This window comes from Streptomyces sp. RFCAC02, assembly GCF_004193175.1.
In the GTDB taxonomy this organism is placed as follows: domain Bacteria; phylum Actinomycetota; class Actinomycetes; order Streptomycetales; family Streptomycetaceae; genus Streptomyces.
Genome location: NZ_SAUH01000001.1, coordinates 2,388,662 through 2,403,907, shown reverse-complemented (window position 1 = coordinate 2,403,907; position 15,246 = coordinate 2,388,662). Strand labels below are relative to the sequence as shown.

Annotated in this window: 10 protein-coding genes; 5 read left to right on the top strand and 5 right to left on the bottom strand. The window is 75.1% G+C overall.

The genetic code is table 11. The features are described from left to right. The first annotated feature begins 24 nt into the window (after positions 1–24). Positions 25–1,812: an endonuclease/exonuclease/phosphatase family protein gene (locus EMA09_RS10850; RefSeq protein WP_129840861.1), complete on the top strand. Its 1,788-nt coding sequence runs from the start codon at positions 25–27 to the stop codon at positions 1,810–1,812. Positions 1,813–1,828: 16 nt separating this feature from the next. On the opposite strand, the gene EMA09_RS10845 is transcribed toward EMA09_RS10850, so the two are convergent. Next, positions 1,829–2,581 (bottom strand): glucose 1-dehydrogenase, encoded by a 753-nt coding sequence (locus EMA09_RS10845; protein ID WP_129840860.1) that lies wholly within the window; start codon positions 2,579–2,581, stop codon positions 1,829–1,831. 133 nt (positions 2,582–2,714) lie between these two features. Between EMA09_RS10845 and EMA09_RS10840 the strand changes: the two genes are divergently transcribed. Next, positions 2,715–4,982 (top strand): excinuclease ABC subunit UvrA, encoded by a 2,268-nt coding sequence (locus tag EMA09_RS10840; RefSeq protein WP_129840859.1) that lies wholly within the window; start codon positions 2,715–2,717, stop codon positions 4,980–4,982. A 533-nt stretch (positions 4,983–5,515) separates the two neighbouring features. On the opposite strand, the gene EMA09_RS10835 is transcribed toward EMA09_RS10840, so the two are convergent. The 4 genes from EMA09_RS10835 to EMA09_RS10820 all read right to left on the bottom strand — a co-directional run bounded on the left by EMA09_RS10835 (position 5,516) and on the right by EMA09_RS10820 (position 10,901). Next, positions 5,516–5,863 carry a hypothetical protein gene (locus EMA09_RS10835; protein ID WP_129840858.1) on the bottom strand — a complete coding sequence of 116 codons (348 nt, stop codon included), beginning with the start codon at positions 5,861–5,863 and terminating at the stop codon, positions 5,516–5,518. A gap of 161 nt (positions 5,864–6,024) precedes the next feature. Continuing rightward, on the bottom strand, positions 6,025–6,276 hold the full coding sequence (locus EMA09_RS10830; protein WP_129840857.1) for a hypothetical protein: 252 nt from the start codon (positions 6,274–6,276) through the stop codon (positions 6,025–6,027). Between the two features lie 169 nt (positions 6,277–6,445). After that, a complete protein-coding gene (locus EMA09_RS10825; RefSeq protein ID WP_129840856.1) occupies positions 6,446–9,379 on the bottom strand; it encodes a BTAD domain-containing putative transcriptional regulator in 2,934 nt (977 codons plus the stop codon). Positions 9,380–9,458: 79 nt separating this feature from the next. Next, on the bottom strand, positions 9,459–10,901 hold the full coding sequence (locus EMA09_RS10820) for a CehA/McbA family metallohydrolase (protein ID WP_240796344.1): 1,443 nt from the start codon (positions 10,899–10,901) through the stop codon (positions 9,459–9,461). Between the two features lie 84 nt (positions 10,902–10,985). On the opposite strand from EMA09_RS10820, the gene EMA09_RS10815 reads away from it, so the two are divergent. From EMA09_RS10815 to EMA09_RS10805, 3 genes are read left to right on the top strand one after another with little or no spacing between them, the layout of a single operon-like run. Continuing rightward, entirely contained in the window at positions 10,986–13,601 is a 2,616-nt protein-coding gene (locus EMA09_RS10815; protein WP_129840855.1) for a bifunctional FO biosynthesis protein CofGH, read from the top strand. Then, positions 13,598–14,719 carry an ADP-ribosylglycohydrolase family protein gene (locus EMA09_RS10810; protein ID WP_129840854.1) on the top strand — a complete coding sequence of 374 codons (1,122 nt, stop codon included), beginning with the start codon at positions 13,598–13,600 and terminating at the stop codon, positions 14,717–14,719. The genes EMA09_RS10815 and EMA09_RS10810 overlap by 4 nt, the downstream gene beginning before the upstream one ends. Before the next feature lie 2 nt (positions 14,720–14,721). Continuing rightward, on the top strand, positions 14,722–15,192 hold the full coding sequence (locus EMA09_RS10805; protein WP_129840853.1) for a hypothetical protein: 471 nt from the start codon (positions 14,722–14,724) through the stop codon (positions 15,190–15,192). Positions 15,193–15,246: the final 54 nt, after the last annotated feature.

Sequence of the window (15,246 nt, the reverse complement as noted above, 5' to 3'; positions counted from 1 at the left end):
TCGGGGGAACTAGCCTGAGCCGCCATGATCGCCTTGGCGCCGCCGCGCGCGCTGTCCCCGCTCACCGCCCTGGCCACGCTGGTCGCCGCCGAGACGCTGCGGGTCGCCGGGACGGGCGCCTGGACCGGCGCCGGGGCACTCGTCCCGCTGCTGGTGTGCGCCGTCGCCGCGCTCGGCGGGCCGCTCGTGTGGTGGCTCGGGTCGCGGGCCGCGCTCCCCGTGGCGCTCACGGCCGCCGCCGTCGCGCGCCTGGCCGTGCAGGTGCCCGCGGCGCGTGTCCCGGCGGTGACGGCCGTCGCCGCCGGTGTCGCGGTCGCGGCGCTGCTGCTGACCGTACGGCGGCTCGACCCCGCCCGCGCCGCCCGCGCGGTGGCCCTCGGCGCGGGCGCCGACCTCGCGCTGCGGCTGCCGTCCGCCGGCCTCGGCCCCGTCTGGAGCGGCGGCGTCACCGGATGGACGGTCGCCCTGCTGAGCGCCGCGGCGCTCGCCGGAGGCGCCGAACTGCTGCGCCGCCGTCCGCCGGCGGCCCCCGAGCGGCCCGTGGGCGTCCTCGGCACGGCACTCGTCGGCCCCGCGCTGGCCCTCTACGGCGCCTTCCTCGCGTCGCCCGCGCTGCTCGCCGCGCGCGGCGGCCTGGCCTGGGACACGGCCGGGCTGTGGCTCGCCACCGGGACCGTCCTCGCCATGGCCGCGCTGGCCCGCCCGCTGCCCGCGTGGGAACGCCTGGCGTCCCCCGCCGCGCTCCTGGTCGCGACGGCCGTGTTCCTGCTCGTGCCGACCTGGCCCGCCGCCCCGGCCGCGCTGGTCGCGCTCACCGCCCTGCCCCTCGTGCTGCGCGGCGCGCTCGGCATCGCCCTCCCCGCCGCCGACCGGCTCGGCCCCTGGGGCGCGCAGGCCGCGGCGGGCGCCCTCGCCGCCCTCGGGTACACCGTGCTGGTCCTGCCGCACGCGCTCGGCCTGCTGCCCGCGCTCCTCCCGCTGCTCGCCGTCGCGGGCCTCGGCTGGGCGGCGCTGCGCGGGGCCGCCGGAGGGCCGCTGGGGGGCACCTTCCGCACGGTCGTCCTGGCCGCCGTCCTGCTGGCCGTGCCCCCGCTGGCCGGCGCGCTGCGCGGCACGGTCGACGCACCCCCCACCGACACGGCCGGCGGCATGTACCGGCTCCTCACGTGGAACGTTCACCAGGCCGTCGACCGCGACGGGCAGGTCGATCCGCGCGCCGTCCTCACGGTCCTGGAGGACGCGCGCGCCGACGTCGTCGTCCTGCAGGAGGTGCCGCGCGGGACGGCCGCCGCCGGCGGGCTCGACCTGCGGACCTGGCTGGAGCGCCGCCTCGGCGCGACCGGCGTGTGGGCGCCGGCCGGCGACCGTACGACCGGGACGCTCCTGCTGACGGCCCTGCCCGTCGTCGCCGCCGACACCGGCACGCTGCCCGGCGGCGAGCGGTCCCACGCGGTCGTCGACGTGCGGCTCGCCGAGGGGGAGACCGCCCGCGTCGTCACGGCACACACCGACGGCGACACGGAACAGATGGCCGCGCTCGTCCGGGCGCTCGGCGACGACCCGCACGCCGTCCTCGCCGGCGACCTCAACGCCGAACCCGGCTCGGCGGCCGTCGAGGCGCTGCTCGCCGCCGGGCTGCACAGCGCCCAGGACGGCGACCAGGACCTCGCCGGACGCGACACCGCCGTGGACCCGGACCGCAGGGTGGACTGGGTGTTCGGCGGGCGGGACGTGGCCTTCGGCGGGGTGCGTCTCGACCGCACCGACGCCTCCGACCACCTGCCGCTGTCCGTCACCGTCTTCCTCGACTGACCGGACGGCCGCCGCGTCACAGACCGCCGGTGACCCGGATGTTCTGGCCGGTGACCCACCGGCCGTCGGGTCCCGCGAGGAACGCGACCACGTCCGCGATGTCCGCCGGCTCCCCGAGCCGCCCGAGCGGGGTGCCCGCCGCGACCTTCTCCAGCGCGCCGTCCGGCGCGTTGTGGCGCAGCAGCTCCGTGTCGGTCGCGCCGGGCGAGACCGTGTTCACGGTGATCCCGCGCGGCCCCAGCTCCAGCGCGGCGACGGCGGAGAGCTGCTCGACGGCGCCCTTGCTCGCGACATAGAGGGCGGCGCCGGGCGCGGGACGCACGGTGTTCAGCGTCGAGATGGTGACGACGCGGCCGCCGTCCCGCATGGTCCTGGCGGCGTGCCGCAGCGTCGTGAAGACGGCCCGGGTGTTCACGTCGAGTACGGCGTCGTACAGGTCGTCCGGCGTCTCGGCGAGCGGGCGGATCGTGAAGGTGAGGGCGGCGTTGTTCACCAGGACGTCGAGGCCGCCGAGCAGTTCGTCCGCCCGTTCCATCAGCGCGCCGGCGGCGGCCGGGTCCGTGAAGTCGGCGCGCACCGCGTGGGCCTCGCCGCCGGCGGCGGTCACGGCGTCGCACACAGCGCGCGCGGCGCCCTCGTTGCCCGCCCAGGAGAACACGACGCGCGCCCCGTCCCGCGCGAGCCGTTCCACGATGCCGCGTCCGATGCCGCGCGAACCGCCCGTCACCACCGCCGCCTTGCCCGCCAGGGGGCCGTCAGGTGTCGTCATGCGGCCGAGCCTGCCGCACGGCGCGTGCCGCGTGCCAGGGCGCTCGGCCGACAGCGAAGGGGTGTCAGTGGCGTTGTGTACGCTCGCGCGGATCCCCCATGCACATCCGTATCGACGGCCGAGGAGCCCTTCCATGCTTGCCGACGACCACCACCTCATCCAGGTGCGCGGCGCCCGCGAGAACAACCTCCGTGACATCTCCCTCGATCTGCCCAAGCGCCGCCTGACCGTCTTCACCGGCGTCTCGGGCTCGGGCAAGTCGTCCCTCGTCTTCGGCACGATCGCGGCCGAGTCGCGGCGGCTGATCAACGAGACGTACACGGCGTTCATCCAGTCGTTCATGCCGACCGCCACCCGCCCCGACGTGGACGCCCTGCACAACCTGAGCGCCGCCATCGTCGTGGACCAGGAGCGGATGGGCGCCAACTCCCGCTCCACCGTCGGCACCGCCACCGACGCGTACACGATGCTGCGGATCCTCTTCAGCCGCGTCGGCACGCCGCCCATCGGCCCGGCCACCCACTTCAGCTTCAACAGCCCCGAGGGCATGTGCCCGCGCTGCGAGGGGCTCGGCCGCGTCTCCGACATCGACATCGACCAGCTCGTGGACCGCGACCGCTCGCTGAACGAGGGCGCCATCACCGCCCCCAACTTCGGCGTGGACACCTGGTACTGGCAGGTCATGGCCGGCTCCGGCCTCTACGACCCGGACCGCAAGCTCCGCGACTTCACGCCGCGCGAGTGGGACGACTTCCTCAACAAGCCGGCCACCAAGATCACCACCGGCGCGATGAACACCACCTACGAGGGGCTGCTCGTCAAGGTCCGCCGCATCTTCCTGTCCAAGGACCGCGACGCGCTCCAGCCGCACATCCGGGCGTTCGTGGACCGCGCCGTCGTCTTCACCGCCTGCCCCGACTGCGAGGGCTCGCGGCTCGCCCCGGCCGCGCGGTCCGTCACGGTCGCCGGCCGCACCATCGCGGAGTGCTCCGCGATGCAGATCAGCGACCTCGCGGCCTTCCTCGGCACGCTGGACGAGCCGTCCGTCGCGCCGGTCCTCCAGTCGTTGCGCGCCCTGCTGGACTCCCTCAACGGCATCGGCCTCGGCTACCTCAGCCTCGACCGCCCGGCCGGCACCCTGTCCGGCGGCGAGGCGCAGCGCGTCACTATGGTGCGGCACCTCGGGTCGGCGCTCACCGACGTGACGTACGTCTTCGACGAGCCCACCACCGGCCTCCACCCGCACGACATCCAGCGCATGAACGGGCTGCTCCTGCGCCTGCGCGACAAGGGCAACACCGTCCTCGTCGTGGAGCACAAGCCGGACGTCATCGCGATAGCCGACCACGTCGTGGACCTCGGCCCCGGCGCGGGCGAGGCGGGCGGGCGGGTCTGCTACGAGGGCGACGTCCCGGGGCTGCGCGCGTCCGGCACCCTCACCGGCCGCCACCTCGACCACCGGGCGCGGCTCCGCGACACGGTCCGCACGCCCACCGGCGTGATTCCGGTGAAGGGCGCCGACCTGCACAACCTGCGGGACGTCTCGGTGGACTTCCCGCTCGGCGTCCTGACCGTCGTCACGGGGGTGGCGGGTTCGGGCAAGAGCTCCCTGGTGCACGGCTACCTCGCGCGGCACGAGGGCGTCGCCGTCGCCGACCAGACCCCGATCCGGGGCTCGCGCCGCTCCAACCCGGCGACGTACACCGGGCTGCTCGGCCCGATCCGCACCGCCTTCGCCAAGGCCAACGGCGTGCGGCCCGCGCTGTTCAGCGCCAATTCGGAGGGCGCCTGCCCCGGCTGCAACGGCGCCGGCGTCGTCTACACGGACCTGGCGATGGCGTCCGGGGTCGTCTCGGTGTGCGAGCGGTGCGAGGGGAAGCGGTTCACGCCCGAGGTCCTGAAGTACACGCTGGACGGCCGCACGATCAGCGAGGTGCTGGACGCGTCGGTCGCGGAGGCCGCGGAGTTCCTGACCGGCCGGCAGGCCCGCGCGATCCTGGGCCGGCTGTCGGACGTGGGCCTCGGCTACCTGCGGCTCGGCCAGCCGCTCACCACGCTGTCCGGCGGCGAGCGGCAGCGGCTGAAGCTGGCGATCCACATGGCGGAGAAGGTCGCCGTGCACGTCCTGGACGAGCCCACCACCGGGCTGCACCTGGCGGACGTGGACAAGCTCCTCGCCCTGCTCGACCGGCTCGTGGACGACGGCGGGACGGTCGTCGTCATCGAGCACCACCTGGCCGTCATGGCGCACGCCGACCACCTGATCGACCTCGGTCCCGGCGGCGGACACGACGGCGGGCAGGTGCTGTTCACAGGTTCGCCGGCCGAGATGGCCGCATCCTCCGACACCCTGACGGCGCGCCATCTGCGCGCGTACCTGGAGGGTGGCGCCGTGCGCTGAGCGGGGGGAAAGAAGGGGAGGGCGGGCCACCTGCGACCCGCCCTCCGGTGCCTGGGCCACGCCATCACGGGGGGACGGCGTGAACCCATCGGGTGCCGGACCGGGGGAAGGGTGACCGGCGCCCGGGCACGTACGGGCCACGGCGGTGACCCGCGGCGGGCGCGCACGCCCACCGTACGGTCCCGTATGTTACGTCCGCCGCACGCGGGCGGCAAAACGACTCGGGCGGCTTCTGCAGTGCGCCGTGGACATGACGACGGCCCGGACGACCCCCCTCCTGTCGTCCGAGCCGCTCACCGCGGGCCGGGCGGCCCCCTCCTGCCGCCCGGACCGACGTGGACCGGAGGCCATCCGGCGGTTCCCCCGCGACCGCCGGACAACTCCCGGGAGTCCGGCCGCTCACCCCCCTGGTCGGGCCGGACACCAAGGAGCATGGCAGCCGGCCATAAACGCCCGATAAACGCCGGTGGCGGATCCCCCGGAGGGAACCCGCCACCGTGATCGCGCTGTTCGCGGCCGTTCGTGCCGGGGCGTCAGCCGATGATCGCCGGGGTGTCGGTGATGTAGGTGTCGCTCGGCTTGAGCGCCAGCGCCGAGGCGGTGAGCGTCGCCGCGTCGTCGCCGTTGATGTGGTTGTCGGCCGGAGTGACCGTGAGGTGGTTGTCCGCCGGGCTGACGGGGAACTGGTTGTCGGCCGGGGTGACGGTGAGGTGGTTGTCGGCCGGGCTGACGGGGAAGTTGTTGTCCGCCGGGGTGAAGGTGAGGTGGTTGTCCGCCGGACTCACGGGGGAGTGGTTCTCGGCTACGGCGGAGGTGCCGCCGGCCACCACGAGGGCCGCCGCGAGGACGGCGCCCGCCAGGATGCGGTGGGAACGGGTCATGGGAGATCTCCCTTGTGCTCGGCTCCATCGGCCGGGGCCACGGGCTGTGGTCCCGGCGCTGTCTCACTGCTGCCGGAGTGGGGGGCGCAACAGAAAACCGGCCGGACGACGTCACACGCCGACCGGACCGGTCATCAGATTAGATGCTGTCAACTTCCGTTTCAGGAAGGCTCACCGGCTATGTAGCTGTCCGCGGGCTTGGGCGCGGCGGGCTTCTTGGGCGCCACGGGGCCGGGCTCACTCGCGATGTAGCTGTCCAGCGGCTTCACCGTGCCGCCCGCCGGCTCGCCCGCGATGTAGCTGTCGGCCGGCTTCACGGTCCCGCCGGCGGGCTCGCCCGCGATGTAGCTGTCGTCCGGGGTGACCTCGGGGTCCTGTCCGGCTTTCGGGTCCACCGGCTTGAGATCGGTCATGGGCTGCTCCTCTTCCTGAAAGAACCGGGCGGTCACCGGATGCGTCGGCGCGCGCACGACGTCCGCGTTGCCCACGAGCGGGCACCGTCCCCTCCGGCGGCTTGCGCTGGCGACACTCGCAGCCCGCGATAAACGAACCATGAATGGCCGGATCTCGCGGGTCGCACTGTCAGACGGCACCGGCGCTCAGATGGTTCCTGAGTTCCTCGGCCTCCGGTCGGCCGAGCGCCTCGTACGTCGCGAGCGCCTGCTCCCAGCAGGCGTGCGCCCGGCGGAACTGCCCGACGCGTTGCAGGCAGTGGCCCAGTGTCGTCAGCGCGTCCGCCTCCCGGCGGGACCCCTCGACATGGCGCAGCTCTGCGATGGCCCGCTCCGCGAGAGCGGCCGCGTCGCCCGCGTCGCCCTTCGCCAGCCGCAGCCCGGCGAGCTGGTGCAGTGCCAGCCCCGACCACATGTGCTGCCGCGCGTCGCTGAAGGTCGTGAGGGCCACCTCGAACTCGTGAATGGCTGCCAGCGGCTGGCCAGCGCCGACCAGTGCGAGCCCGAGCGCGTACCGGCCGTTGGCCAGCCGGAGCCGTGACCCGAGCGACTCGTGCAGGCCGAGGGATTCCCGCGCGAGTGTCACGGCGGCCTCGGCGGCGCCGAGCATCAGGTGCACGCGCGACAGATTGCTCAGTGCGCTGGCCTCGCCCGAGATGTCCCCGTACGACCGGTACGCTTCCAGAGCTTCGTCGAGGTGGTCGCGCGACGCGGTGAAGTCCTGCCGGTAGTAGGCGAGGATGCCGCTCTCCGACAGCGCCCGCGCCACCGTCAGCGGATCGCCCCCCGCGCGGCCGAGCCGCAGCGCGCGCTCGGCCTGCGTCTGCGCATCGTCCAGGCGCTCGGCCAGCCCGTACGCGTTGGCCAGCGAGGCGCGGATCCGGCCGGCCGCCAACGGGTGCTTCGACTCCTCCACGGACTCGAGCACGGCCTCCGCCGCCCGGACGAACTGCCGCGCGTACACCCCGGACTCGTACAGGTCGCGGCACATCACCAGCAGGTCGGCGATCCGGCGTGCGTGCTCCCCGCCGCCCGGGGCCTGCCGTACGCACTCCAGCAGGTTGTCCGCCTCGCGGAACAGCCAGTCCAGGCCGTCCCGCACCCCGTCGAACCGCAGCCCCGGCCGCTCGGGACGGTGCATGTGCGCGACGGTGCGGTCGCCGGGCCGCTCCAGCGCGTACACCTCCGACGCGGTCGCCAGATAGAAGTCGAGGAGCCGCGTCACGGCGGCCGACCGCTCGGAGGGCGGCTGCTCGTCCCGCTCCGCGCAGGACCGGGCGAACAGCCGCACCAGGTCGTGGAAGCGGTACCGGCCCGGCGCGGCCGACTCGAGCAGCGAGGTGTCCACCAGGGACTCCAGCACCTCCTCCGCCCCGTCCTCGTCCAGGTCGAGGAGCGCCGCGGCCGCCGCGAGGGAGATGTCGGGACCCGGCGCGAGACCGAGCAGCCGGAACGCCCGCCCCTGCGCCGGCTCCAACTGCCCGTACCCCAGCTCGAAGGTGGCCGCCACCGCCTGGTCGCCGGCCTGCAGCTCGTCCAGGCGCCGCCGCTCGTCGCTCAGCTTCCGCGCCAGCACCGACACCGTCCAGGTGCGGCGGGCCGCCAGCCGCGCCGCCGCGATCCTGATCGCCAGCGGCAGGAACCCGCACGCCGCCACCACGTCCATCGCCGCGTCGCGCTCGGACGTGACCCGCTCGTCGCCCACGATCCGCGTGAAGAGCGTCAGGGCCTCCTCCGGGCTCATCACGTCCAGGTCCACCAGGTGCGCGCCCGCCAGGTCCACCAGCCGCGTGCGGCTCGTCACGAGCGTCGCGCACCCGGGCGTGCCCGGCAGCAGCGGACGGATCTGCGCGGCGTCGCGCGCGTTGTCGAGAAGGGCGAGGATGCGGCGGCCGTCCAGCAGCGAGCGGTACAGCGCCGCCCGCTCCGGTACGCCGTCGGGTATGGCGCTGTCCTGCACGCCCAGCGCCCGCAGGAACGCGCCGAGCACCGTCTGCGGGTCGGCCGGCGCCGGACCCGCGCCCTGGAGGTCCACGTAGAGCTGCCCGTCCGGGAAACGGTCGCGCGCCGCGTGCGCCACCTGCACCGCGAGCGTCGTCTTGCCCACGCCGCCGATGCCCGCGACCGCCGACACCGCCATCACCTGGCCGCCGGCCGCCGCGAGCTGCGCGCCCAGCTCCGCCACGAAGTCGGCGCGCCCGGTGAAGTCGGGGACGGCCGCCGGGAGCTGCGCGGGCCGGATCAGGGCCGGAGCCCTCGGCGTCTCGGGGACGGCCGCGTTCAGGGACTCGTCGGCGCTGAGGATGCGGCGCTGCAGCTCGGACAGTTCGGCGCGGGGCTCGACGCCCAGCTCGTCGATGAGGAGGCGCCGCGCGTCGGCGTACACCGCGAGGGCCTCCGCCTGCCGGCCGCTGCGGTAGAGCGCGAGCATCAGCAGCTCGCGGAGGCGTTCGCGCAGCGGGTGCGCGGTGGTGAGGGCGGTCAGCTCGGACACCGACTCGGCGTGGTGCCCGGCCTGCAGGCCCGTGTCGAGGCGCTGTTCGACGAGGACGAGCCGCTGCTCCTCGATGCGGGTGCGCTCCACCTCGGCCTCGGGTCCCGGGATGCCGCCGAGGGCCTCGCCGTCCCACAGGTCGAGCGCCTCGCCGTACAGCGCGTGGGCGCGCGCCGGGTCGCCGGCCGCCGCCGCCTCCTCGGCCGCCGCCGTCAGCTCACCGACCGTGTCGAGGTCGAACTCGTCGCCGGGCGCGAGCCGCAGGGCGTAGCCGCCGAGTTCGCTGACCAGGACGCCCTGCCGCTCGCCGAACGACTTCCGCAGCCGCGACGCGTACGTGCGCAGCGCCGCGAGGGCCTGCTGCGGCGACTCCTCGCCCCACAGCGCGTTCACCAGGTCGTGCGCCGTGGCGGTGCGGCCCTTGCGCAGCAGGAGTACGGCGAGCAGGGCGCGTTGCTGAGGTGAGCCGGACGGCAGGCGTCTGCTCCCCGCGCTGACCCGGACGGGTCCGAGCACGGCGAACCGCAGGGCGGGCGGGCGCCCCACCGTGGTCACTTCGGCATCGACCATGGGGTCCTCTGCTTCTCAACCTCTGTGCGTGTGCCGCACGGGCCGGTCGGGAACCCCGTGCGGGGGCGAACGTGGGAGTCTATCGAGCCGGGCCTTCGTTGAGGAAGACAGGATTCGTCATCCCCGCCATGGGACCGGGGAGTTCGGGCCGCGACGGGGGATGCCGCACCTCCGCGCGTACGTGCGCGGCCGCCGCCGTGGTCGTGCGCCACGTGACCGTGCCGCTGCCGGACGCGGGCAGGGCGTGGCGCAGCACGACGCCCTGATCGGTGACGAAGCGCACGTCGCCGTGGGGGACGCCCGCCACGTCGACGCGCACGGTGACGGGCTCCGTGGGCGGCGCGGTCAGGTCGTCGCCGATGCCCGCGTCCCGGCCGCCCGCCGACGCGGTGAGGGCGAGCGTCACGGCGGCCGACTCGGCGAGGTAACTGCGGCCGGCGGTCAGCGCGTCGAGGACGGCCCGGCGCGTCAGGCCGTCGGCCAGGACGACGGTCTGCGGGTGGCCGACGGCCTGCGGCTCGCGGTGCGCGTCGCTGTTGCCCATCGCGGGGAGCCGGCGGCCGTCCGGCCTGGCGTGCAGCATGCCGCTCCACGCCGCGAGCGCCGCCTCGTCGTCCGGCGTCCACGGCCCGTTCCACACCTCGACGGCGTCGGCGTGCGCGTACCCGAACCGCCAGGAGCAGCCGAGGCACGCGGCGAACGGGTGCGCGGGCACCGCGATACCGCCCGCCCGGCGGATGTGGCGCGCGAGGGCGGCGTCCGGCTCGCCGTGCGCGCGGTCGCGTGCGCGCCGGCGCCAGTCGGTGAACGTGCCCGGGTCCGTGCCGAGGGCGAGGAGGTGGCCGTTGCGGGTCGTGACCTCCGTGCCGCACAGGACGAGGAGGTCGTCGCTCCACAGCCCGGCCCACGCGCCGTGCCCGGCGGGGGTGTTGTGCTCGGTCGTCACGATGAAGTCGAGCCCGGCGGACCGCGCGGCGGCGGCGACCTCGGCGGGCGTGCGCGCCCCGTCGGAGTGGACGGTGTGGAGGTGGCAGTCGCCCCGGTACCAGGCCCGGCCGCGCCCCGCGGCGCGCTCGGGCGGGAACACGCGCGCCGGGGCGGGACCGGGCGGGCCGTACGTCAGCGTGACGGTCAGCTCGTACGGCAGGCCGTCCGGCGCGACCGTGTAGGGGCCGAGACACACGTGCCACGTCCCGGCGTTCACCGGTCCGGCGAGGTAGCCGGGCGTGGCCTCGCCCGCGCCGACGGAGAACCGGTCGCGCGCGCCGCCCGACCACCCCCTGAACCCCTCGGGTCCGGTGCCGCGCTCGTCGAACAGGCCGAGGTCCAGGGCGTTCCCCGGTGTGCCGGGCGGCACGTCGGGCCGCTCGTACCGGCACACGACGTCGATCCGCCGCACACCGGCCGGGACACGCACCGGCACGTACACGAAGTCCGGTGCCCCGGGCGGCAGATGCCCGGCCACCGTCCAGCTCTCGGGCTCCCGCCCGCCGTCGTCGGCCCCCGTACGCCGCTCCACCACACCCCCGAGGTTAGCCACACTCCGGCGGCCCGGGGCTTCCCCCGCCCATGTCGGAATGTCGTACACCGCTCTTATGCTCGGACCATGAACACCAGCCCGCCGGTTCCCCCCACGGCCAACGCGATGCGGCGCGCCCTGCGCAGGGCCGCCGACGGCGTGACGCTCGACGTCGCCGAGGCCGCCGTGCTCCTCCAGGCCAGGGACGAGGACCTGACCCGGCTCGCCGCCGCCGCCTCCCGGGTGCGGGACGCGGGCCTCGAAACCGCCGGCCGGCCCGGCGTCATCACGTACTCGAAGAAGGTCTTCATCCCCCTCACGCGGCTGTGCCGCGACCGCTGCCACTACTGCACGTTCGTCACCGTGCCCGGGAAGCTGCGGCGCGAGGGCCACGGCATGTTCCTCTCGCCCGACGAGGTCCTCGACATCGCCCGGCGCGGCGCGGCGATGGGCTGCAAGGAGGCCCTGTTCACCCTCGGCGACCGGCCCGAGGACCGGTGGCCCGAGGCCAGGGAATGGCTCGATGCCGCCGGGTACGACTCCACCCTCAGCTACCTGCGGGCCATGGCGGTGCGCGTCCTCGAGGAGACGGGCCTCCTCCCGCACCTCAACCCGGGCGTCATGTCGTGGCTCGACCTCCAGCGCCTGAAGCCCGTCGCGCCGTCCATGGGCATGATGCTGGAGACGACGGCCACCCGCCTGTGGTCGGAGCCCGGCGGCCCGCACCACGGCTCGCCCGACAAGGAACCGGCGGTCCGCCTCCGCGTCCTGGAGGACGCCGGCCGCTCCAACGTGCCGTTCACCACGGGGCTGCTGATCGGGGTCGGCGAGACGTACGAGGAGCGCGCCGAGTCCGTCTTCGCGCTGCGCCGCACGGCCCGCGCCCACCGCGGGATCCAGGAAGTCATCCTGCAGAACTTCCGCGCCAAGCCCGACACGGCGATGCGGTCCGTGCCGGACGCCGACCTGACGGAGCTGGCCGCCGCCATCGCCGTCACCCGCCTGCTCCTCGGCCCGTCCGCCCGGATCCAGGCCCCGCCGAACCTGGTGGACGACGCCGCGTACGACCTGGTCATCGGCGCCGGCATCGACGACTGGGGCGGCGTCTCCCCGCTCACCCCCGACCACGTGAACCCGGAACGCCCCTGGCCGCACATCGACGAGCTGGCGCGCCGCACTGCCGCCGCCGGCTTCGAGCTGCGCGAACGCCTCACCGTCTACCCGGAGTTCATCCGGCGCGGCGAGCCGTGGCTCGACCCCAGGGTGCTGCCGCACGTCACCGCCCTCGCCGACCCGGCGACGGGCCTCGCCCGCCCCGACGCGATGCCGCGCGGCCTGCCCTGGCAGGAGCCCGACGAGCCGATGACGGCCGCCGGGCGCACCGACCTGCACACCGCCATCGACACCGAGGGCCGCACCACCGACCGGCGGGACGACTTCGACGAGGTCTACGGCGACTGGTCGGCCGTCGCCGAACTGGCCGCGCCCACCGCCGGATCCGGCGCCCCCGAGCGCCTGGAGCACGACGTACGGGCCGCGCTCGCCGTCGCCGCCGACGACCCGACGCTCCTCACCGACGACCAGGCCCTCGCCCTGCTGCACGCCGAGGGACCCGCCCTCGACGCGCTGTGCCGCGTCGCGGACGACCTGCGGCGTTCCGTCGTCGGCGACACCGTCACGTTCGTCGTCACCCGCAACATCAACTTCACCAACGTCTGCTACACCGGCTGCCGCTTCTGCGCCTTCGCGCAGCGCCGCACCGACGCCGACGCGTACACCCTGTCGATGGAGCAGATCGCCGACCGCGCCGAACAGGCATGGGACGTGGGCGCCGTCGAGGTGTGCATGCAGGGCGGCATCCACCCCGACCTGCCGGGCACCGCGTACTTCGACATCGTGCGCGCCGTGAAGGACCGCGTCCCCGGCATGCACGTCCACGCGTTCTCGCCGATGGAGGTCGTCAACGGCGCGGCCCGCACCGGCCTGTCGATCCGCGACTGGCTCACCGCCGCCAGGGACGCCGGCCTCGACACCATCCCCGGCACGGCCGCCGAGATCCTGGACGACGAGGTCCGCTGGGTCCTCACCAAGGGCAAGCTGCCCGCCGACACGTGGATCGAGGTCGTCGCGACGGCGCACGAGGTGGGCCTGCGGTCGTCCTCCACCATGATGTACGGCCACGTGGACGAGCCGCGCCACTGGCTCGGCCACCTCCGTACCCTGGCCCGCGTGCAGCGGCGCAACGAGGAGAAGGGCCTCGCCGGCTTCACCGAGTTCGTGACGCTGCCGTTCGTCCACACCAACGCCCCCGTCTACCTGGCCGGCATCGCCCGCCCCGGACCCACCCTCCGGGACAACCGGGCCGTCACCGCCATGGCCAGGCTCCTGCTCCACCCGCACATCACCAACATCCAGACCAGCTGGGTCAAGCTCGGCACCGAGGGCGCCGCGATGATGCTGCGCTCCGGCGCCAACGACCTGGGCGGCACGCTGATGGAGGAGACGATCTCCCGGATGGCAGGCTCGAACTACGGCTCCTACCGCTCGGTCGCCGACCTGCGGGCCATCGCGGACGCGGCGGGCCGCCCCTCAAGGCTGCGCACCACCACCTACGGCGAGGTCCCGCCGGAGCGCGTCGAGCGGGCGCTCGCCGCCGACGGCCGGCTGCCGCGCCTGCTGCCCGTGCTGGGCGGTGAGCGGTGAGCGCCCCGGCCGGCGGCGGCCGGCTGTGGGGGCGCTCCGACCAGGAGGACTACCGCAGCCGGGTCCGCGGCTGCCTGCTCGGCGGCGCCATCGGCGACGCGCTGGGCGCGGGCGTCGAGTTCGACTCGCTCGCCGAGATACGCGCGGCGCACGGCCCGGCCGGCGTCACCGACTACGTGCCGGCGTACGGGCGGCGCGGCGCCATCACCGACGACACGCAGATGACGCTGTTCACCGTCGACGGCCTGATACGGGCGCACGTCCGCCGCGACACCGGCGCCTGGCACCCGCCGACCGACCTGCACGCCGCCTACCGCCGCTGGTTCAACACCCAGCGCGACTGGGGACCCGACGAGCGCCGCGCCACCGACGGCTGGCTGGCCCGCCAGGAGTGGCTGTACTCCCGCCGCGCCCCGGGCAACGCCTGCCTCACCGGCCTCGGCGACGCCGTGATGGGCACCCTGGAGCAGCCGAAGAACCCGGACTCCAAGGGCTGCGGCACGGTGATGCGGTCGGCGCCGTTCGGGCTGCTGGTGGGCTGGGAGCCGCAGTTGGTGTTCCAGCTCAGCGTGGAGTGCGCGGCGCAGACCCACGGCCACCCGACGGGCGTGCTGGCGGCGGGCGCGTTCTCGGCGATCGTGCACGCCCTGGTGCTGGGCGACGACCTGGACACGGCCGTGCAGAAGGCGCTGGTGATGCTCGCCGCCCGGCCGGGGCACGAGGAGACCACGGCGGCCCTCAAGCAGGCGCTCGGCGCCGTGCGGCAGGGGCTGCCGAGCCCGGAGCGCGTGGAGGCGCTGGGGGAGGGCTGGACGGCCGAGGAGGCCCTCGCGATCGGCGTGTACTGCGCGCTGGTCGCCGAGGACATGGCGCACGGCCTGCTGCTCGCCGTCAACCACGGCGGCGACTCCGACTCGACGGGCTCGGTCTGCGGCAACCTCCTGGGCGCCCTCCACGGCGAGACGGCCCTGCCGCCCGTGTGGCTGGCGGAGCTGGAGGGCCGCGCGGCGATCCTGGAGCTGGCGGACGACTTCGCCATGGAGATGACGCAGGGCGCGGCGCTGCACGGCCCGGCCGACTCGTCCCCGGCCTGGCTCGACCGCTACCCCAGGGGGTGACGGTGGGCGCCGCCGACACGTTCGGCGCCCGGCTGGACGGCGCGTGGGCGTGGTGGACGGCCGCCGTCGACGAGGCGCAGGACGGCCGCTGGGTCCGTGACGCCGTGGAGCGGCGGGTGATCGCGGACATCACGGCCGCCACCAACGCGCTCCACGGCGGCCGGCCGGCGCCGTTCACCGGGGACTCCTGGCACGTGCGGGTCGGCCGGATCGCGAACTGGGCCGGCGTCCTGCGCCTCGCCGCCCGCGCGGGCGGCTGGGAGCTGCGGCCCGTGGCGGGACAGACCCCGCCGCGCCCGGCGGGGATGGCCGTGCTGCTGTCCGGGATCTACGCGATCGGGGAGCAGGGCGAACGCTGGGCGGCCGGGCTGCGCGAGGGCCGTACACCGCCGGAGAACGAGATCGCCCGGGCCGAACGCTTCCTGACCGGCCCCGGCTCCGTCGAGGACCTGGAACTGTTCTTCTACGACTGACGCCCGACCCCCCGATTTGGTCCGACCACCACCCGAGGGGTTAAAGTACGACGT